Annotated in this window: 14 protein-coding genes and 2 tRNA genes; 6 read left to right on the top strand and 10 right to left on the bottom strand. The window is 66.3% G+C overall.

Features of this window, described 5'->3' with window-relative positions:
* Window positions 1-65 precede the first annotated feature (65 nt).
* The 9 genes from hpf to HLH28_RS06240 all read right to left on the bottom strand — a co-directional run bounded on the left by hpf (window position 66) and on the right by HLH28_RS06240 (window position 7189).
* Complete coding sequence (hpf, locus tag HLH28_RS06280; protein ID WP_182956238.1) at window positions 66-653, bottom strand: ribosome hibernation-promoting factor, HPF/YfiA family; 588 nt, start codon at window positions 651-653, stop codon at window positions 66-68.
* An 84-nt stretch (window positions 654-737) separates the two neighbouring features.
* Window positions 738-2189 (bottom strand): RNA polymerase factor sigma-54, encoded by a 1452-nt coding sequence (rpoN, locus tag HLH28_RS06275; protein ID WP_182956235.1) that lies wholly within the window; start codon window positions 2187-2189, stop codon window positions 738-740.
* 11 nt (window positions 2190-2200) lie between these two features.
* Complete coding sequence (gene lptB / locus HLH28_RS06270) at window positions 2201-2998, bottom strand: LPS export ABC transporter ATP-binding protein (protein ID WP_182956232.1); 798 nt, start codon at window positions 2996-2998, stop codon at window positions 2201-2203.
* On the bottom strand, window positions 2995-3975 hold the full coding sequence (locus HLH28_RS06265) for an LptA/OstA family protein (protein WP_182956229.1): 981 nt from the start codon (window positions 3973-3975) through the stop codon (window positions 2995-2997). Before HLH28_RS06265 ends, lptB begins: the two co-directional genes overlap by 4 nt.
* Window positions 3972-4757 carry an LPS export ABC transporter periplasmic protein LptC gene (gene lptC / locus HLH28_RS06260; RefSeq protein ID WP_182956226.1) on the bottom strand — a complete coding sequence of 262 codons (786 nt, stop codon included), beginning with the start codon at window positions 4755-4757 and terminating at the stop codon, window positions 3972-3974. Before lptC ends, HLH28_RS06265 begins: the two co-directional genes overlap by 4 nt.
* On the bottom strand, window positions 4754-5809 hold the full coding sequence (locus HLH28_RS06255) for a KpsF/GutQ family sugar-phosphate isomerase (RefSeq protein ID WP_182956223.1): 1056 nt from the start codon (window positions 5807-5809) through the stop codon (window positions 4754-4756). The genes lptC and HLH28_RS06255 overlap by 4 nt, the downstream gene beginning before the upstream one ends.
* Window positions 5810-5879: 70 nt before the next feature.
* Window positions 5880-6512 carry a ribonuclease D gene (locus tag HLH28_RS06250; RefSeq protein ID WP_182956221.1) on the bottom strand — a complete coding sequence of 211 codons (633 nt, stop codon included), beginning with the start codon at window positions 6510-6512 and terminating at the stop codon, window positions 5880-5882.
* A 288-nt stretch (window positions 6513-6800) separates the two neighbouring features.
* Window positions 6801-6887: transfer RNA gene (locus tag HLH28_RS06245), tRNA-Leu, on the bottom strand.
* A gap of 215 nt (window positions 6888-7102) precedes the next feature.
* Window positions 7103-7189, bottom strand: a tRNA-Leu gene (locus HLH28_RS06240).
* 244 nt (window positions 7190-7433) lie between these two features.
* Here HLH28_RS06240 and HLH28_RS06235 point away from each other — a divergent pair.
* The 5 genes from HLH28_RS06235 to HLH28_RS06215 all read left to right on the top strand — a co-directional run bounded on the left by HLH28_RS06235 (window position 7434) and on the right by HLH28_RS06215 (window position 17922).
* Complete coding sequence (locus tag HLH28_RS06235) at window positions 7434-8357, top strand: complex I NDUFA9 subunit family protein (RefSeq protein ID WP_182956218.1); 924 nt, start codon at window positions 7434-7436, stop codon at window positions 8355-8357.
* Window positions 8358-8562: 205 nt separating this feature from the next.
* Window positions 8563-10017, top strand: a complete 1455-nt coding sequence (locus tag HLH28_RS06230; RefSeq protein WP_182956215.1) for an NAD(P)-dependent oxidoreductase — start codon at window positions 8563-8565, stop codon at window positions 10015-10017.
* Window positions 10017-14555 (top strand): glutamate synthase large subunit, encoded by a 4539-nt coding sequence (gene gltB / locus HLH28_RS06225; RefSeq protein ID WP_182956212.1) that lies wholly within the window; start codon window positions 10017-10019, stop codon window positions 14553-14555. Before HLH28_RS06230 ends, gltB begins: the two co-directional genes overlap by 1 nt.
* 147 nt (window positions 14556-14702) lie before the next feature.
* A complete protein-coding gene (locus HLH28_RS06220) occupies window positions 14703-16556 on the top strand; it encodes a M3 family oligoendopeptidase (protein ID WP_182956209.1) in 1854 nt (617 codons plus the stop codon).
* A 1-nt stretch (window position 16557) separates the two neighbouring features.
* Entirely contained in the window at window positions 16558-17922 is a 1365-nt protein-coding gene (locus HLH28_RS06215) for an AarF/UbiB family protein (protein ID WP_182956206.1), read from the top strand.
* 142 nt (window positions 17923-18064) lie between these two features.
* Here HLH28_RS06215 and HLH28_RS06210 read toward each other — a convergent pair whose 3' ends face one another.
* Complete coding sequence (locus tag HLH28_RS06210; RefSeq protein WP_182956203.1) at window positions 18065-18877, bottom strand: DNA polymerase III subunit epsilon; 813 nt, start codon at window positions 18875-18877, stop codon at window positions 18065-18067.
* A gap of 119 nt (window positions 18878-18996) precedes the next feature.
* Between HLH28_RS06210 and uvrB the strand changes: the two genes are divergently transcribed.
* Complete coding sequence (gene uvrB, locus HLH28_RS06205; protein WP_182956200.1) at window positions 18997-21258, top strand: excinuclease ABC subunit UvrB; 2262 nt, start codon at window positions 18997-18999, stop codon at window positions 21256-21258.
* The last annotated feature ends 45 nt before the right edge of the window (window positions 21259-21303 follow it).

Genomic DNA, 21303 nt, shown 5'->3' with positions numbered 1-21303 from the left:
GGGGGAGATCTCCCCGGGGCGCCGGCGCGGATTTCTCCGCGTCGACATGGCGGGTTCCGCCGTAATCAGGCGGGGCTGGGGTCCAGCCATCCGATATTACCGTCTTCGCGGCGGTAGATGACGTTGATCTGGTCGCTGGTGCTGTTGCGGAACATCAACAGCGTGCAGGCGGCCAGGTCCAGGCGCATGACCGCCTCGCTGACGCTCAATGTCGCGATTTCGGCGACACGTTCCGCGACGATCGTGGCATGGGGGCCGGTTTCTTCGGCAGTCGTGTCGTCCTGCATCCGGCCGGTATCGGCGGGGCGCAGGATATAGCTGCGCCCGACCTCGGGCGATTTCCGGCGGGGCAGGGCGCGCAGATGGTCGTTCACCCGGCCACGATAGCGCCGTAGCCGGCGTGCCATATGCTCGGCCGCGTCATCGAACGCGCCATGGGCGTCGCCGGCCTCGCCTTCCCCGCGCAGGGTCAGCCCCGGGGCGGCATGAAGATTGATATCGCAGGTGAAAAAAGATCGGGCGCGACTGAACGTGACCTGGGCATCCAGTGCCCGGCCGAAATATTTGTCGGCAAGATGGTCGAGATGGGCAGTGACCCTGTGTTTCAGGGCGTCGGAGAGATCGATCTGCTTTCCAGCGACACTGATCTGCATGTGACATCACTCCTTGCATGGAGGAAGCGTCCAGAGCCGGGGGACCACGCCGGCGGCCATTCTGCCGAGGCCGTCCGTCGGGCGTCAGGCCCTGAAAGCCTTTTCCCGTTTTCTCTGCACTGAGCTCGGTATCTTCAGCGCATCCCGGTATTTGGCCACGGTTCGGCGGGCGATGTCTATTCCTTCGTCACGCAGCAGGTTCACGATTGCATCGTCGGACAGGACGGCGTCCCCCATCTCGGCGGCGACCAGTGCGCGGATGCGATGACGGATGGCCTCGGCGCTGTGGCTGTCGCCGGACAGGCCTGGTATGGCGGTGCTGAAGAAATATTTCAGCTCGAAGATCCCACGCGGCGTGGCGATGTACTTATGGGCGGTCACCCGGCTGACGGTGCTTTCGTGCAGGGCGACGGCATCCGCGATGTTACGCAGGCCCAGCGGGCGCAGATGGCCGACGCCATGTTCCAGGAACGCGTCCTGCCGCCGCATGATCGCCGTCGCCACCCGGATGATCGTGTCCGCCCGCTGCTGCAGCGCGCGCACCAGCCAGTTGGCGCTGGCCAGCCGTTCGTTCAGGAACCTGCGCTCCTCGCGTCCCGCCCGTAGCGTGATCCTGGTGCCCAGCGCCGAATTGACCACCACGCGCGGCGTCGTTTCGGGGTTGAGTTCCAGGAACCAGTCCCCGTCCGGTGCGGGAGACATCAGCACGTCGGGGACGATCGCCGCCGCAGGGGGATGATCGGTATCGCGTCCCGGATAGGGGGACAGCGTCCGCAATTCTGCGATCATGTCGGCCAGGTCGTCGGCATCGACACCGCAGATCGCCTGCAACCGGCGCATGTCGCGGCGTGCCACCAGATCCAGATGCCGCAGCAGCGCGGCCATGGCGGGATCGAGGCGACCGCGTTCGCGCAATTGCGCGGCGAAACACTCGCCCACATCGTGCGCGAACAGACCCGTCGGCTCGAAGCGCATCATCGCCTGGCGAACGCGCTCCACCCGTTCGGAGGTGGTTCCAAGCGACAGGGCCGTCGCTGCGTTCGTGACAGGCAGGCGCCCCGCCTCGTCCAGCAACGTGATGAGATGGGCACCAATCAGCCGGTCCCCCGCATCGAATGGGGACAGGCGCAGCTGTTCGGCCAGCCGGTCGGCCAGCGACGGGGGTGGGCAGGCCAGCATGTTCGGATCACGGCCGGATTGGGGACCGTCATCATGCGCGGGACGAACATCGTACGTTCGGCGACCTTGCATCCGCCAGGAGGCGGAAAAGGCGGCGCCTTCGTCGATCGCGCCGGACGCGAACGGGGCGGATCGGATGCCGGGATGGGAGCCGGTCGCCTGGATAATATCGTCAGGCCCCGACGGATCGTCCGGACGATCGCCGACTTCCAGCAGCGGATTGCGCTCCAGCTCAGTCTCGATGAAGGAGCACGCATCCAGGTTGGACAATTGCAGAAGCAGGATGGCCTGCCGCAATTGCGGCGTCATGACCAGAGACTGGGCCTGCCGCAGCGCCAGCTTGGGGCCGATCGCCATGATACCGGGGATCAGAGAGAGAAGTTTTCCCCGAGATAGACCCGGCGAACATCTTCGTTGGCGACGATTTCTTCCGGGCGGCCTTCCATCAGGACCTGGCCGCTATGCATGATATATGCTCGGTCGATGACTTCCAGCGTCTCGCGCACGTTGTGGTCGGTGATCAGAACGCCGATTCCACGGTCCTTGAGGTGCGATACCAGGTCACGGATTTCGCCCACGGCGATCGGGTCGATGCCGGCCAGCGGCTCATCCAGCAGGATATAGTGCGGCTGGCTGGCCAGGGCCCGGGCGATTTCCAGGCGTCGCCGCTCACCCCCCGAGAGGGCCAGCGATGGGGCCCGCCGCAGGTGAGAGATGCCGAATTCCCCCAGCAGCCCGTCCAGCAGCGCCTCGCGCCGGTCGGGATCGGCTTCCACGACCTCCAGCGCCGCCATGATGTTCTGCTCGACATTCAGGCCGCGAAAGATGCTGGCTTCCTGCGGCAGGTAGCCGATGCCCAGCCGGGCCCGGCGATACATCGGCAGTTGCGTGATGTTGGTGCCGTCCAGCGTAATGGTGCCGGTATCCGGCTGCACCAGTCCGACGATCATGTAGAAGCTGGTGGTCTTGCCTGCGCCGTTGGGGCCCAGCAGGCCGACGGCCTCGCCCCGATGGACCTGGATCGACACGTTCCGGACCACCGGGCGCTTCTTGTACGTCTTGCCGATTCCACTGGCGATCAGGCCAGGCGAGGCGGCTGCCGCATCGTCGGCCTGGGCGGGCAGCGCATGCGCGTCGCCGGCCAGGTCATACGGAATGTCGTTCATCGGCCCGGTCCCCCGGTACTGCCCGCTTCGTTGGGAACGACCAGCCCGCTGACACGCCCGCCGGGCCGTTCGGTCATCGTGGCGATTCCGGTATGCATGTTCACGATTGCGGCGGCTCCGTTGATCTGGTTCTGGCCCCGTGTGATGTGGACATTGCCGACGATCCGCGCAATCCCGGTGTCGGGCACATATACACCCCGGTCGCCGGTCACCGTCTCGGTCTGGGTGCGGACGAAGACGTGACCGAATGCGTTTACTTTTTCCAGCTTGCCCGAGCTGGTCAATGGATCCGATCCGGGTTTCGCCGGCGTGGGGGCTGGGGCAGGGGTTGCCGCCGGCTGTGACGGCGCGCTGTATCCCACCAGCACGTCGGCCCGGATCTGGCGTCCGTCATTGGTGGTGACCAGCGCATCCCCCCGTCCGATCGAGACGCGGGTCTGGGAATAATATTCCATCGAATCCCGCGCTGTCAGCACGTCCTGGGGCGTGACCAGTTTCAGGGCATGGCCCGTCATGACAAGGACCGCCTGGTCGATGTCGTAGATCGCCTTGTCGCCCCAGGCCTGGTCGGTGTCGGTGAAGATGTGGACATGGCCCATGGCCATCAGCCGGTAGACTTCGTTCGACCCGGAATCGGCGCCACCCGGCCCCTGGGCAGCCTGCCCCTGCGCGCCCGGGGCCGGTGGGGGCGTCGCCGAGTCGGACGCGGAGCCTCCGGCGGGGGCCGCCTTCTTGCGGTAGAAGGCGATCAGCCGGTCGCCCGTCACCGTCACATTGCCACGTACCGCCTGCGCCCGGTCATAGGCGGTCACCGTCTGGGCCTTCTGGTCCCAATCGAATCCCCCGGCGGCGGTCACCGTGATCTGCCCGCCATGCGACAGGTCGATCGCCTGGGCCCGCGCCGGACCGGCCGGCAGGACGCAGGCCACGAGGCCGCCGAGCAGGAACGCGGCGGCGACCTTGGGGAGGGCGGTCATCGGGGGGGCTCCGTCGTGGGGGGATGGGCGTGGGCGTCGTCATTCAGGACCAGCCGTCCGGGACCGCGGAACTGGCCGATCCCTTCATGCTGGGACAGCAGGAAGCCCTGGGCGTCCAGGACGCCGAACGGACCTTCGGCATGGACCCATTGGTCGGAGGCGACAATGCCCTGCTTCAGGTTCATGTCGGCGGTGGGGCCGTTCATGATCACGCCATCCGCGCGGTAGAGCACCACGTCGTGCATCAGGTCCAGCAATTGTTCGTGCTGCATGTACACGCCATTATTCGCCCGGATCATGACCCAGTCGGTGGCCGACATCAGGGTGTCGGCGGTCGGACCGGTCAGGTTGATCCGGTCGGAAGAGATCTGCTGGGCCTGTTCGGCGGTGATCATGTAGGGCCGCCCGTGATCGTCCAGGCCGCGATAGGTCGCGCCGAGCATGTTCCCGCTTTCGACATGCAGGCTCTCCATTTCCTGGAGCGCGTTGCGCTGGGCGTTCATCAGGCGGTCGATGGCGGGCCATGCGGCGATCGATCCCAGCAGCACCAGCGCGGTCGCCGGCAGCGCCCATTTCGCCCAGCGCACCAGTTTGCGCCGCCGGGCGATGGTGGTCGGGTCGGGGATGTGGCGGGTCTTGGCCGGCTGCCGATGCAGGGCGCTGCGCTGGCGTGCCATGTCCGCCGCCGATCGGGCGAAATCGTCACGCTGCGGCGCGACCCTTCCGTCGTCCGGGGGACGGATATCCGGGGGGGGCGTGGCCACTGGGGGGGATCCGGTCATGCGATGCCGGCCCGCAGCAGGTCATGGACGTGCAGGATGCCGATCGGCGCGCCGGACTCGTCCAGGGCGAACAGGCTGGTGATGGGGCGGGTGCGCGCGTTCATCAGGCGCAGCGCATCTGCGGCCAGGGCATCGGGACGGGTGGTCAGCGGCGACGTGTTCATGATGTCGGCCGCCAGAGTCCGCTCCAGGTCCCGGTCCAGCGCCCGGCGCAGGTCGCCGTCGGTGATCAGGCCGCACAGCCGGCCGTCCGGCGTGATCACGCCCATGCAGCCGAACGCCTTGTGCGTCATTTCCATGATGACCTGGCGGAGCGTGATGTCCGGCGTCCCGATCGGCATGGCCGTGCCCCGATGCATCAGGTCGTCGACCCGGCGCAGCCGGATGCCCAGGCGGCCGCCGGGATGGAAGATTCCGAAATCGGTGGCGGTGAAGCTGCGCCGGTCCAGCAGTACGACCGCCAGCGCATCGCCAAGCGCCATCTGCATCGTCGAACTGGTCGTGGGCGCCAGGCCCATGGGACAGGCCTCGGGCGCCTGGGGCAGGATCAGCGCGATGTCGGCCGCTTGGGCCAGGGTCGAATCGGCCCGCGCCGTCATCGCCGTCAGCGGCAGGCCGAATCGGCGGGCATGGGCCACGATATCGGCCAGTTCCGGCGTCTCGCCCGAATTGGACAGGGCCAGGATGGCATCGCCCGCCTGGATCATGCCCAGGTCGCCGTGCGACGCCTCGGACGGATGGACGAAGACCGACGGGGTTCCCGTCGACGCCAGGGTGGACTGGATTTTTCGCCCCACGTGCCCGGACTTGCCGATCCCGGTCACGACGACCCGCCCCGCCAGCGCGGAAAACGCTTCGACGGCGCGCGAGAAGGCGGTGCCCAGGGCCGGCATCTCTCCCTCGGACCCGGTCGCGCGCAGGGCCGCGGCCAGGCGCGACAGGCCGTCGCTTTCGCTGGCCAGCACCTGGCATGCGGCATCGATGTCGGACGATGTCCGATCCTGGTCCGGCGCGGGTCCGGCGATGCCGTCAGGGAAGGCGGAATGGGTCATGCCGCGTGTGTATTGCCATGATGATGCCCACCGTCAAATCGAACCGGACGGCACGGGTGCGCGCGTCCCGTCATGCACGGTGGGCGAAGATGTCCGGCTCTTCGTAGCCCAGCAGGTCCAGCCGTGCCCGCGCGGGCAGGAAATCGTAGCACGCCTGTGCCAGGTCGCGGCGTCCCTCGCGGTGCAGCAGGGCCTCCAGCTTCGCCCACAGGGCGTGCAGGTGCAGGACGTCGGATGCGGCATAGGCCTGCTGCTCCGGCGTCAGGTCCGGGGCGCCCCAGTCGGACGTCTGCTGCTGCTTGCTGAGGTCGACGCCCAGCAATTCGCGGCACAGATGCGCCAGCCCGTGACGGTCGGTGAAGGTGCGCACCAGCTTGGATGCGATCTTCGTGCAGATGACGGGCGTAACGGTAATGCCCAGCGTATGCTGAAGAAGCGCCACGTCGAAGCGCGCGAAATGCATCAGCTTGGTGATCGACGGGTCCGACATCAATCGCGCCAGGTTCGGGCTGGCGGTCCCCGGCAGGATCTGCACCAGATGGGCCCGCCCGTCGCCGGCCGAGATCTGCACCAGGCACAGCCGGTCCCGATGGGGATTGAGGCCCATCGCCTCGGTATCGACGGCAATCGATCCGCCGAACGTCACATCGTCCGGCAGGTCGCCGCGGTGAAACAGGATGGAGGCAGACGTCGCGGCGGTCATGCCCGCGATCCCGGAACGTGGCAGGATGTGGGAACATGGGCGGGGCGATATGAAACGGTGGGGAAGACCATGAACCTCATCCAGATACGCGACAGCGCTTCCGCGGGACGGGAAGAATGGCCGGCGGACCCTGTTCATCGCCATGTACACCAAATCGTCCGGGCGCACACGATGTTGTGCGGCCGTCGACAATCCGCCGCGGTACGCGATGCACCGGACAAGACACCCGTTTGCGCCGTCCGGCCGTGCCGGGGCGATGCAGACCATACTACATTGTCGAAAAAACGATGGTGCCCAGAAGAAGACTCGAACTTCCACGACCTTTCGGCCACAGGTACCTGAAACCTGCGCGTCTACCAATTCCGCCATCTGGGCTCAGAGGCTCCCCCTTTCCGGGGTGGTAAGGGGCGTTTACTCCGGAACGACAGGGGGGTCAACAGGCTCTGCCAGACCATTCCACATGCGATCCATCATTGGCGATGCAGCGCCGAAATACGCCACGAACGCGCAATCGCGCACAGCGAACGCAACAACGCCGACGATCCGCCTGGGTGCGGGTCGCCGGCCGGCGAGACATGTTTTTTGAAGGATGGTGCCCAGAAGAAGACTCGAACTTCCACGACCTTTCGGCCACAGGTACCTGAAACCTGCGCGTCTACCAATTCCGCCATCTGGGCTCAGAAAGCCCCCGTTTCCGGGGTGGTGAGGCCGTTTACCCCGCGGCCTGGGGGTGGTCAACATGGCTTCGGCGATTCGTGTCATTTTTGTTGCATCGGATGTGCGGGGCCGTGCACGGCGATGCGGCCCCACGGCAGGTCAGCCGGCCGGCAGGATCATGCGACGGATGTGTCCGGCGACGGAGACAGACGTTATGCTCTCCCGCCCATCCTGACGGGCTGACTGGCGATTGGGGAATGAGAAATGGCGACGCGAAAAGTGGCCGCAATTGTCGGCGGATCCGGATTCCTGGGCCGTCACGTGGTCCGGCGGCTGGCGGAGGACGGATATGTCGTTCGCGTGGCCGCCCGCCGGGCCGACCGCGCGGCGTCGCTGCGCCCGCTGGGTGACGTCGGGCAGATCGTCCCGCTGCGTGCCTCGATCCTCGATGAGGAATCACTGGTCCCGGTGGTGGAGGGGGCGCATGTGATCGTCAACCTGGTCGGGATCCTGGCGGAACGCGGGCGGGCGACATTCCAGGCGGTACATGTGGACGGTGCGGGGCGACTCGCCCGGCTGGCCGCGTCGGCCGGGGTCGAGCGGCTGGTGCATGTCTCGGCCATCGGGGCCTCGCCCGGCAGCCCGTCCGCCTATGGCCGCAGCAAGGAAGCGGGCGAAGTCGCCGTGCTGCGCAGCATGCCGGAAGCGACGATCGTCCGCCCGTCGATCCTGTTCGGGGCTGAAGACAGGTTTACCAACCTGTTCGCCATGCTGGCGCGCTACAGCCCCATCCTGCCGGTCTACGGGGCAGCCACGCGAATCCAGCCCGTCTATGTCTGCGACGTGGCCGAGGGGATTCGTCGCATTCTGTCGTCCGGCGGTCATGCCGGCGAAATCTATGAATTCGGCGGTCCGGCCGTATGGACGATGGAAGGGATCGCCCGCTGGGTCATGGCGACGACCGGATGGCGCCGGCCGGTGCTGCGGGTGCCGGCGCTCCTGGCCCGATGGCAGGCGATGTGGCTTGAACATCTGCCCGGCCGGCTGCTGACCCGCGACCAACTGGCGATGCTGTCGGTGGACAATGTGGTCACCGAAGGGGCACGCGGGCTTGGACTGCTGGGGATCGAAGCGCTTCCGATTGAATTGATTGCGCCGTCCTATCTCCAGAGATATAAAATTACATAGGCTGACATAACAGGGCACTAAAAGGATATTTAGTCCGGATCGGACCTTTTTCATGGAAGTAGTCTGAACCTGATTTTCCCAGCGCTGGTCATTTTTCGCTAAAGGGACAGCATTGCTGTCTTTATCGGATCGGGTGCCTGTCGTAGGTGTTCCGCCCAATGGGCGCCAGCCATACCGAGCGCCTGCCGTTGCCGGGGGAAAGCCGATGGCCGAGCGCATGCTGAAATTCGTCTCCGTGGCGCAAGGCCAGCCGGACAAGCGTCCGGCTGTCGAGCGCAGCACCGATTTCGACGAGATCTACCGATCCTTCGCCGTGGCGCAGGCCGAACAGCAGTCCAGTCGCTGCTCGCAATGCGGGGTGCCGTTCTGCTCGATTCACTGTCCCCTGGGAAACAACATCCCGGACTGGCTGAAGATGACGGCCGAGGGGCGGCTGGAGGAAGCCTATGCCCTGTCGTCGGCGACCAATAATTTCCCCGAGATCTGCGGCCGGATCTGTCCGCAGGACCGCCTGTGCGAAGGCAATTGCGTGATCGAGAAGGGGTTCGAGAGCGTTACCATCGGCGCCGTCGAACGCTTCATCACCGATACCGCATTCGCCAGCGGCTGGGTCGAGCCGATCCGCCCGCCGGTGGAACGCGCGACGTCGGTCGGCATCGTCGGCGCGGGTCCGGGCGGTCTGGCCGCGGCGATGCAACTGCGCGAACAGGGCTACCAGGTTCACGTCTATGACCGGTACGACCGGGTCGGCGGCCTGATGGTCTACGGCATTCCGGGATTCAAGCTGGAAAAGGACATCGTGGCCCGTCGTCACCTGTACCTGGAGGAATCCGGGGTGGCGTTCCATCTGGGAAAGGGCGTCGGCGATCGGGATGGGGACGGCCAGATCGCCTTCTCTACCCTGCGCGATCGCCATGATGCCGTGCTGATCGCGACGGGCGTGTACAAGTCGCGCGACATCGGCGGCCCCGGTGCGGGGCTGGGCGGGATCGTCAAGGCGCTGGACTACCTGACCGTGTCGAACCGCCTGTCGCTGGGCGATACGGTCGAGGCGTTCGAGAATGGCGAACTGAACGCGGCGGGCAAGTCGGTGGTCGTGATCGGTGGCGGCGACACCGCCATGGACTGCGTCCGCACCGCCATCCGCCAGGGCGCGAAGTCGGTGAAGTGCCTGTACCGGCGCGATCGAGCCAACATGCCCGGCTCCATCCGCGAGGTGAAGAACGCCGAGGAGGAAGGGGTGGAATTCGTATGGCTGGCCGCCCCCGAAGCCTTCCCCGGCGAGGGGACCGTCAGCGGCGTGCGCGCGGCGCGCATGAAGCTGGGCCTGCCGGACGCGACGGGACGCCAGTCGGTGGAACCGGTCGAGGACAGTTCGTTCACGCTGGAGGCCGACCTGGTGATCAAGGCCCTGGGCTTCGATCCCGAACCGCTGCCCGCCCTGTGGGGTCAGCCGGACCTGGCGGTATCGCGCTGGGGGACGCTGCGCGTCGACCACGAGACCTTCATGACCAGCCTGCCGGGGGTTTTTGCCGCGGGCGATATCGTGCGGGGGGCCAGCCTGGTGGTCTGGGCCATCCGCGACGGACGGGATGCCGCGGCGCAGATGCATCGTTGGCTGGACAACAGGGCGCCGGTGCGCGCCCAGGCGGCGGAGTGATGGGCATGGATCGATTCAATGGGGATCGGGACGATTCATTCGTCGCCGACTGGCACGACAACGCGCGGGCGATCAGCGGCCTGTATGACCCGTCGCAGGAGCACGATGCCTGCGGCGTCGGCCTGGTCGCGTCCCTGGACGGCAGCAAGCGGCGCGAGGTGGTCGAGGCCGGCATCGCGGCCCTGAAGGCCGTGTGGCATCGCGGCGCGGTCGATGCCGACGGCAAGACCGGCGACGGCGCGGGCATCCATGTCGAAATCCCGCAGGATTTCTTCGCCGATGCGATCCATAGCGGCGGCGAGGGCTGCGTCGACAGCCAGATCGCCGTCGGCATGGTCTTCCTGCCCAAGACCGACCTGGCGGCGCAGGAGCGTTGCCGCCAGATCATCGAGACCGAGATCCTGGCCTTCGGATACGGCATCTATGGCTGGCGTCAGGTGCCGATCGACACCGCCTGCATCGGCGAGAAGGCGAACGCCACCCGGCCCGAGATCGAGCAGATCATGGTCCGCAACCTTCTCGGCACCGACGAGGAGGCGTTCGAGCGCGACCTGTACGTCATCCGCCGCCGGATCGAGAAGAGCGCGATCGCCCATCAGGTCGATCTGTACATCTGTTCGCTGTCCTGCCGGTCGATGATCTACAAGGGCATGTTCCTGGCGGAAAACCTGACGGATTTCTATCCGGACCTGCTCGATCCGCGGTTCGTCAGCCGGTTCGCGATCTATCACCAGCGCTATTCGACCAACACGTTTCCGACCTGGAAGCTGGCGCAGCCCTTCCGTCGTCTGGCGCATAACGGCGAAATCAACACGATCTCGGGCAACATCAACTGGATGAAGAGCCACGAGACCCGGTTGGCCGACCCGGCGCTGGATCCGTACATGGAGGATCTGAAGCCGGTGGTGCAGGCCAGCGGATCCGACACGGCGACGCTGGACAACGTGTTCGAACTGCTGACCTTCGCAGGGCGGGATGCGCCGATGGTCAAGGCGCTGATGGTGCCGGCCAGCGTCGGCGAAAACTCGGCCATGCCGCAGAAGCACAAGGACATGTACGCGTACTGCAACGCGGTGATGGAGCCCTGGGACGGCCCCGCCGCCCTGTGCGCCACCGACGGCCGCTGGATTGTCGCCGGCCTGGATCGCAGCGGCCTGCGGCCCCTGCGCTATACCCTGACGTCGGACGGCCTGCTGATCGTGGGCTCGGAAACCGGCATGGTGAAGGTGCCCGAGGCCGAGATCGTTCGGCGCGGACGCCTGGGGCCGGGGCAGATGATCGGCCTCGACATGCAGGAGGCGCGTCTCTACGGCCATGAGGCGCTGCTGGACAAGATCTGCGCGCGGCAGGATTTCGGCGCCTGGGTCAAGCATATCCAGAAGATCGGGTCGGTCGTGCGCGCCGACGTGCAGGAACCCGTGCTGTACGGTCGCGACGAACTGCGTCGCCGCCAGCTTGCGGTCGGCACCACCCTGGAGGAGCTGGAAACCATCCTGCATCCGATGGTCGAGACCGCCGCCGAGGCGATCGGGTCTATGGGTGACGACGCGCCGCTGGCGGTCCTGTCGTCGCGCTATCGGGGGCTTGCGCATTATTTCCGCCAGGCCTTCAGTCAGGTCACCAACCCGCCGATCGACAGCCTGCGCGAAACCCGGGTCATGAGCCTGGTCACCCGGCTGGGGAACCTGGGCAATATCCTCGAGGAATCCGAGGTCCAGTGCGACCTGCTGCAGTTGCCCAGCCCTGTCCTGACGACGGGCGAGTTCGAGGCCCTGGTGGCCTTCTGCGGCGACAGCGCCTGCACCATCGACTGCACCTTCCCCGCCGCCGACGGCGAGGCCGGGCTGCGTGACGCCATCGCCCGCATCCGGCAGGAAGCCGAGGATCGCGTGCGCGAAGGTTGCACCCACCTGTTCCTGACGGAGGAAGCGCAGTCGGCCGAGCGGGCCTATATCCCGATGATCCTGGCCACGGCGGCGGTGCATACCCATCTGGTCCGGCAGTCGCTGCGGACCTTCACCTCGCTGAACGTGCGTTCGGCCGAGGCACTGGACGTGCATGCCATCGCCGTGACGATCGGCGTCGGCGCGACGTCGGTCAATCCGTACCTGGCGCAGGAAAGCATCGCGGACCGCCAACGGCGCGGCCTGTTCGGCGATATCTCGCTGCGCGAGGCGGTGGAGCGCTATCGCAAGGCGGTCGACAAGGGCCTGCTGAAGGTCATGTCCAAGATGGGCATCTCGATCGCCGCGTCGTATCGCGGCGGCTATAATTTCGAGGCGATCGGCCTGTCGCGCGCCCTGGCGGCGGAATTCTTCCCGGGCATGCCGTCGCGCATTTCGGGCATCGGCCTGTCCGGTATCGCCACGAACGTGCTCAGTTTCCACGAAACCGCATGGAGCCGGACGGTCACGGCCCTGCCAGTCGGCGGGCAGTACAAGCTGCGACGCAGCGGCGAGGTGCATGCCTTCGACGGCAATCTGATCCACATGCTGCAGACGGCGGTGGCGACGGACAGTTTCTCGATCTACCGGCGCTATGCCGACGCGGTCCGGCGCATGCCGCCGGTGGCGTTGCGCGACCTGCTGGATTTCCGTGGCGGCCGGACGCCGATTCCCGTCGAGTCGGTCGAAAGCATCACGCAACTGCGCAAGCGACTGATCGCGCCGGGTATTTCGCTGGGCGCGCTCAGTCCCGAAGCGCATGAAACCCTGTCGATCGCCATGAACCGGATCGGCGCCAAGTCCGATTCCGGCGAGGGGGGCGAGGACCCGTCGCGGGCGCGCCCGCGGGCCAATGGCGATAACGCGTCCTCGGCCATCAAGCAGATCGCTTCGGGCCGGTTCGGGGTGACGGCGCAGTACCTGAATGATTGCCGCGAGATCGAGATCAAGATGGCGCAGGGCGCCAAGCCGGGCGAGGGCGGGCAGTTGCCGGGCTTCAAGGTCACCGGCCTGATCGCCAAGCTGCGTCATGCGACGCCGGGGGTAACGCTGATTTCCCCGCCGCCGCATCACGACATCTATTCGATCGAGGATCTCGCCCAGCTCATCTACGACCTGAAGCAGATCAACCCCGAGGCGACGGTGACAGTGAAGCTGGTCGCCCGTTCGGGGATCGGGACGATCGCGGCGGGCGTGGCGAAGGCCAAAGCCGACGCGATCCTGATTTCGGGCCATAGCGGCGGCACGGGCGCCAGCCCGCAGAGCTCGGTCAAATATGCCGGTCTGCCGTGGGAACTGGGCCTGGCGGAAGCGCATCAGGTCCTGATGCTGAACCGTCTGCGCCACCGGGTGAAGCTGCGTACCGATGGTGGGTTGAAGACCGGCCGCGACGTGGTGATCGCGGCGATGCTGGGGGCCGAGGAATTCGGCATCGGCACCGCCAGCCTGGTCGCCATGGGCTGCATCATGGTCCGGCAATGCCATTCCAACACCTGCCCGGTGGGGGTCTGCACCCAGGATGACGACCTGCGCGCCAAATTCGAGGGAACGCCGGAAAAGGTCATCAACCTGTTTTCGTTCATCGCCGAGGACGTGCGCAACATCCTGGCATCGCTGGGATTCTCCAGCTTGAACGAGATCATCGGCCGCACCGACCTGCTGCGGCAGGTGTCGCGCGGTGCGCATTACCTGGACGATCTGGACCTGAATTCGCTGCTGGCCCAGGCCGATCCGGGCCCGCATGCGCGCTATTGCACCCGAGAGGGCCGCAACGAGGTGCCGGAGACGCTGGATGCGCAGATGATCGCGGACGCGCGGCCGCTGTTCGACCATGGCGAGAAGATGCAACTGCATTACAACGTGCAGAACACGCATCGCGCGATCGGCACGCGGATTTCCTCGCTGATCGTGCGGCAGTTCGGCATGGACCGGCTGGCGCCGGGGCACCTGACCGTGCGCCTGCGCGGGTCGGCCGGCCAGTCGCTGGGGGCCTTCGCGGTCCAGGGGCTGAAGCTGGAGGTGCTGGGCGACGCCAACGACTATGTCGGCAAGGGCCTGTCGGGCGCGACCATCGTGGTGCGGCAGTCCCCGTCCTCGAACCTCGTGTCCAACGAGAACGCGATCATCGGCAATACGGTGCTGTATGGCGCCACGGCGGGGGCGCTCTACGCGGCCGGGCAGGCGGGGGAGCGCTTCGCGGTCCGCAATTCCGGCGCCGTCGCAGTGGTCGAGGGCTGCGGGTCGAACGGGTGCGAGTACATGACGGGCGGCACGGTCGTGATCCTGGGGGAGGCCGGCGACAATTTCGGCGCCGGCTTCACGGGCGGCATGGCCTTCATCTATGACGAGCATGATACGTTCGAGCAGCGCATCAATCCCGACACCCTGCTGTGGAGCCGCATCACCGATCCGAAATGGGAAGCGACCCTGCGGGAACTGGTGGAAACCCACGCGCGGGAGACCCATAGCCGTTACGCGGCGTTGCTGCTGCATAAATGGGAGCAGGTCCTGCCGCGCTTCTGGCATGTCGTCCCGCGCGAATATGCGGGGATCGTCGGCTACAGCCCGGTGGCCGAGACCGCGCGAATCGCCTGATCCGGCGGCCGGGGAAGGGTCCTTCCCCGGCCGTTTTTCGTGGACCCTGCGCGGCGGGGTCGCGCCGGACGGGATTACGCACTAGATTCCCCCATCATGATGGTCGCCGCATGTCGATGCGCGACGCTTGCAAGGTTGGGGGCTCTGATGCCTGAACAGATTCTTCTCTCCCCTTGGGTCCAGGGTTTCCCGGGCCGGGTGGCCCCCCTTCGTGATGGCGGGGAGGGGACTGCGGCGGTTACGGTCGGCAACCTGCCGCGCTGGGACCTGTCGGACCTGTACGACGGCCCCGAATCGGACAGGCTGCGCACGGACCTTGAACTGGCCGCGTCGGATGCCGAGGCGTTTTCCTCCGCCTGGCGGGGACGGCTGGCAGGGGCCTCGGCGGCCGCGCTGGCCGAGGCGATCGCCGAATACCAGCGAATCGACGAAATCCTGGGGCGGGCGGCGTCCTATGCCCAGTTGCTGTTCGCGGGCAATTCGTCCGATCCGGCGATCGGCCGGTTCTCGCAGTCGATCAACGAACGGCTGACGGATATCTCGACCCATCTTCTGTTCTTCACCCTGGAACTGAACCGGATCGGGGACGACGATCTGGCGGCGCGGCTGTCCGACCCGGCACTTGCGGTCTGGACGCCGTTCCTGCGCGACCTGCGTGTCTTTCGCCCGCATCAACTGTCCGACGAGGTCGAACAGGTCCTGCACGAGAAATCGGTGACCGGGGCCACCGCCTGGTGCCGCCTGTTCGACGAGACGATGGCCTCACTGCGCATTCCGCTGGACGGGCGCGACCTGACGGTGGGCGAGGCGCTGAATCGCCTGTCCGATCCCGACCGCGCGGTGCGCGAGCGTGCGGCGAAGGCGATCGGCACGGTGTTCGGCGACAATATCCGCCTGTTCTCGCTGATCACCAACACGCTGGCCAAGGACAAGGCGGTTTCCGATTCGCTGCGCCACTATCCGCGCCCCGGGTCCTACCGCAACCGCAGCAACATGGTGGAGGACGAGGTCGTCGACGCGCTGGTGCAGGCGGTCACCACCGATTATCCACGCCTGTCGCATCGCTATTACACGATGAAGGCGAAATGGCTGGGGCTGGAGAAGCTGGAGCATTGGGACCGCAATGCCCCGTTGCCGTCGGCCGAAGACCGCGTCATCCCGTGGGATGAGGCCACGCGCCAGGTCCTGTCGGCGTACGAGGGGTTCGACCCGCGCATGGGCGAGGTCGCGCGCCATTTCTTCGATCGGCCGTGGATCGATGCGGTGCCGTCGCCCGGCAAGGCCTCAGGCGCCTTCGCCCATCCCACGGTGCCGTCGGCCCATCCCTACCTGCTGCTCAACTATCACGGACGGACGCGCGACGTGATGACCCTGGCGCATGAACTGGGTCACGGCGTGCATCAGGTCCTGGCCGCGCCACAGGGCTACCTGATGTCCGGTACGCCCCTGACCCTGGCCGAGACCGCCAGCGTGTTCGGCGAGATGCTGACCTTCCGGGCCCTTCTGGACACCGAGACCGATCCGGCCCGCCGCCGCCTGATGCTGGCAGGCAAGGTGGAGGACATGCTCAACACCGTCGTGCGGCAGATCGCCTTCTACCGGTTCGAGACTCTGGTGCATGACGAACGGCGGTCGGGCGAGCTGCTGCCCGAACGCCTCGGTGCGCTGTGGCGGCAGGTCCAGACGGAAAGCCTTGGCCCGGCCTTCACCTTTACGCCGGACTATGACGTGTACTGGACCTATGTCCCCCATTTCGTCCATTCTCCATTCTACGTCTATGCGTATGCGTTCGGAGATTGCCTGGTGAACGCACTGTATGGTGTGTTCCGGTCCGGACATCCGGATTTCCAGGACAAGTACATGGACATGCTGCGCGCGGGCGGGACGAAGCGTCATCGCGACCTGCTGGCCCCTTTCGGCCTGGATGCCGCCGACCCTGGCTTCTGGCGCAAGGGGCTGGACGTGATTGCCGGATTTATCGACGAGCTGGAGCGTGCCTGACGTGGCGGAAGAACGGGATCTCGACAACACTGGCCTGTTCGGGGAAATCCGCCGGATGGTGCGTACGTCCGGCGCGGTCGGCGGCATCGCGGCGCGGATCGCCGGGCACAAGATGGGGATCCGCTCGGACCACAGCGCGTATGCGGGCGACCTGAAATCCATTCTCGGCGGCCTGAAAGGCCCGCTGATGAAGGGCGCGCAGCTGCTGTCCACCATCCCCGGCGCGCTGCCCGAGGAATACGCCATCGAGCTGGCGCAGCTTCAGGCCAATGCCCCCCCGATGGGATGGAGCTTCGTGCGCCGCCGCATGGCCACCGAACTCGGTCCCGACTGGGAACGCCGTTTCCGCTCGTTCGAACGTGATGCGGCGGCGGCGGCCAGCCTGGGGCAGGTGCATCGCGCCGTCCTGCCGGACGGGAGGCGGGTGGCGTGCAAGCTGCAATATCCGGACATGCAGGCCACGGTCGATTCCGACCTGCGGCAGTTCCGCATGGCCGTCGGCCTGTATTACCGGATCGACAGCACGATCCAGCAGGACGACGTGCTGGTGGAACTGACGGCCCGCCTGCGCGAGGAACTGGACTACACGCGTGAGGCCGCGAATTTGCGCCTCTACGGCACCATGCTCGCCGGCCGACCCGATGTCAGCGTACCCGCGCCGGTCGAGGAATTGTCGACCCGGCGGCTGCTGACGATGGACTGGCTGGATGGGCGGGGCGTGCAGTCGGTCCTGGATACCGGCCCGTCGCAGGATCAGCGCAATGAGATGGCGCGCGCCCTGTTCCATGCGTGGTACGTGCCGCTTTACCGCTACGGCGTCATTCATGGCGACCCGCACATGGGCAATTTCACCGTGCGGGACGATTACGGGCTGAACCTGTTGGATCTGGGTGCGATCCGGATCTTCCAGCCGCGTTTCGTGCAGGGGATCATCGACCTCTATCGCGCGCTGGAACGGAATGACGAGGATCTGGCCTATCACGCGTATCAGGCCTGGGGCTTCGTCAATATGTCGCGCGAGACGATGCGGGTCCTGAATGAATGGGCGCGCTTCATCTATGAACCGCTGATGCAGGATCGTGTCCGGCCGATCCAGGAGGACGACGATCCTCAATTCGGCCGTACCGTGGCCGAACGGGTCTATGCGGGCCTGAAGCGGACAGGCGGTGTGCGTCCGCCGCGCGAATTCGTCCTGGTCGACCGGTCCGCGATCGGGTTGGGCAGCGTCTTCCTGCGGTTGGGCGCGCGGCTGAACTGGTACCGCCTGTTCCAGGAACTGATCGCCGATTTCGACGCGGCACAGCTTGCCGCCCGGCAGCAGGAGGCCATGCGCGTTGCCCGAGTGCCAGCCCCCATCGAATCCTGACCAAAAGGAAGGTCGGGCTCTGTCCGAACCCGGCAAGGGCCTCGGCCCTTGCATCCTATGTATTTGATAAAGCCCTGTGTTTTCAAAGGGTCGTGCCCTTTGATGGGGAAAGGTCCTTGCCGTCGCCCTGCCCGAGGACTCGTCACAGCGGCAGGCAAGGCTGGACCGGCCGGTCCACCGCCCCGGCTTCCGCCGCGCCACGCCGGCGCGCCTGCTCGGTCCGGACGGTAAAGGCCAGGTCGGGGCTGTGTTTGCGGTCGTCGAGCATGATGCGTTCCAGTTCCCTCTGGTCCAGATGCCGGATCCGGCGCCCGCGCAACGGGCCATGCGGCACCTTTGCCAGCAGGGCAGGCTCCCGCGACCAGCGCAGCAATGTTTCGAGCGGCACGAGGGCGAGCATGTCACGCAGATGGTGGGCGGTGACATAGGCGTCCGGCCCGGCCCGATGCGCTGGATGTCCCAAATCGCGATTCAGTCCGACGGGGCGGCGGGAATAGCGCAGGCCCTGGTTTGAATGTCCCGGTTCGTCCGGCCACAGCCGCAGCGCGCATTTATAGGTGCAGATCCAGCGCAGTCCCGCCGTCATCGCGGCGGGCAGGCTGCCCCGGATCCATCGTTGCTCGAACGCCGCCCGATGGGCGGCGAAGGCGACGGGGGAAGTGAGCGGTTGCAGGACAGCCGGCGCGACGGCAGTGAAAGGCGGCGCGTCACGCACATCATCGTCGGCGATGTGATGGATCGCCGACGTTGCCGGCGTGATCGGGCCGCCCGGGTGGGTCAGGCGGGCCAGGGGCGGTCCCGACAGGGCCCACGTCCCGTCGGCCGCGCGGCGCAGATCCTGCCAGCCGATCTCCACAATGCCGCCGTCGGACACATCCCGACCGCTGGTTTCCAGGTCGACGACACGGACGACGGGCTCCTCCGGTCCGCCGGCATCTGGGAAAAGGGCGCTCATCCCCCCAGTCTAGGATGACAAGGCACTATGCCAAGGCCGAATCGGCGGGCGGGGATGAAGAGGGGCATGCATGCGATGGCCCTTGCGCCGGATCGATGCAGTCGCCAGATTCCATACCCATGGCCCAATCCGCCCGAAAGAAGACGCGCCGTCCCGATCCGTCGGAAGACATCGTGACCTTCCAGCCCGAACGTCAGCCGCCCAAGGAAAAGACGCGACGGCTGACGATCGTCTCGCCCTATGAACCGGCGGGGGATCAGCCGCAGGCGATTTCCGAACTGGTGGCGGGCGTCGAAGGGGGAGAGCGGGACCAGGTCCTGCTGGGCGTGACTGGATCAGGCAAGACGTTCACGATGGCCAAGATCATCGAGGCAACGCAAAAGCCCACCCTGGTCTTGGCCCCGAACAAGACATTGGCGGCCCAGCTCTATGGCGAGATGAAGCAGTTCTTCCCCGACAATGCGGTGGAATATTTCGTCAGCTACTACGATTACTATCAGCCCGAGGCCTACGTGCCCCGGTCCGACACGTATATCGAAAAAGACAGCCAGATCAACGAGCAGATCGATCGGATGCGCCACGCCGCGACCCAGGCGCTGCTGGAACGCAACGACGTCATCATCGTGGCCTCGGTTTCCTGCATTTACGGTATCGGTTCTGTCGAGACCTATTCCCGCATGGTCGTGCGTCTGGAGGCGGGCGGCGAGATCGACCGCGACAAGCTGGTCAAGGCGCTGGTGGAACTGCAATATCGCCGCAACGACGCGGCGTTCCAGCGCGGGACCTTCCGCGTCCGGGGCGAGAGCGTGGACGTGTTCCCCGTCCAGAACGAGGATCGGGCCTGGCGGATTTCGCTGTTCGGGGACGAGATCGATTCGATCATCGAATTCGATCCCCTGACCGGCGACAAGACGGGCGACCTGCAGGAAGTCAGTATCTACGCCAACAGCCATTACGTGACGCCGCGCCCGACGCTGAACCAGGCGGTCATCGGCATCAAGCACGAATTGCGCCAGAGGTTGGATGAACTGACGGCCGAGGGGAAACTGCTGGAGGCCGAACGGCTGCAGCAGCGCACCACCTTCGACCTGGAAATGATCGAGACCACGGGCGTGTGCAAGGGAATCGAGAATTATTCCCGCTACCTCTCCGGTCGCAAGCCGGGGGAACCGCCGCCGACATTGTTCGAATACCTGCCCGAGGACGCGCTGCTGATCGTCGATGAAAGCCACGTCACAGTGCCGCAGATCGGCGGCATGGAACGCGGTGACTATGCGCGGAAATCGATCCTGTCGGAATTCGGCTTCCGCTTGCCGTCCTGCCTGGACAACCGGCCGCTGAAATTCGCGGAATGGGATAAATTCCGTCCGCAGACGCTGTTCGTCAGCGCGACGCCGGGTCCCTGGGAAATGGGCCGGGTCGACGGCGTGTTCGCCGAACAGGTCATCCGCCCGACCGGCCTGATCGATCCGGTCACCGACGTGCGCCCGGTGGAACGGCAGGTGGACGATCTTCTGGCCGAATGCCGGCTGACGATCGCTGCCGGCGGCCGCATTTTGGTCACCACGCTGACCAAGCGGATGGCCGAGGACCTGACCGATTACATGAACGAGGCCGGGATCCGTGTGCGCTATCTGCATTCCGACGTGGATACGCTGGAACGGATCGAGATCATCCGCGACCTGCGGCTGGGCGCGTTCGACGTCCTGATCGGCATTAACCTGCTGCGCGAGGGGCTGGACATCCCGGAATGTTCCTTGGTCGCCATACTGGATGCGGACAAGGAAGGATTCCTGCGGTCCCGGACATCGCTGATCCAGACGATCGGCCGGGCGGCGCGGAACGTGGACGGGCGCGTGCTGCTCTATGCCGACAAGATGACCGACAGCCTACGCTACGCCATCGAGGAGACTGCCCGCCGGCGCGAGAAGCAGTCGGACTGGAACACGGCCCACGGCATCACGCCGCAATCGGTCCGCAAGCAGATCGGCGAAGCCCTGTCCTCGGTGTTCGAGCAGGATTACGTCACCGTTGCCCCGATGAAGGGGGAGACCATCGGCGAATTCGTCGGCAAGGATCTGGGCAGCGCCATCGCCGAACTGGAAAAACGGATGCGTGCGGCGGCGGCCGACCTGGAATTCGAGACCGCCGCGCGTCTGCGCGACGAGATCAAGCGGCTGGAGGCCCTGCAACTGGGCCTGGAACCGCCGCCCGTGCCGGCGTCGACCGCCGGCGTGGCCGGCAGCGGCGGTCGTCCCCCGCCGCGACGGGCAAAGGGTGGCAAGGTGCCGGAGCCCCTGGGGCCTGGGGGGGGCGGTTACGATCCCGACAAGGGGCGCGGATCGCGCCGGCGCGGTGCGGGCCGGCGGGAGGCGCGCTGACATGCCGGATCGCAGAGCGGTACCGGCACGGTCGCCATTAAAACG

Origin of the sequence: Gluconacetobacter tumulisoli (genome assembly GCF_014174155.1) — a bacterium.
Lineage (GTDB): Bacteria > Pseudomonadota > Alphaproteobacteria > Acetobacterales > Acetobacteraceae > Gluconacetobacter > Gluconacetobacter tumulisoli.
Note: the sequence above shows the minus strand (reverse complement) of the source record. Positions and strands in the feature narration are given on the sequence as shown.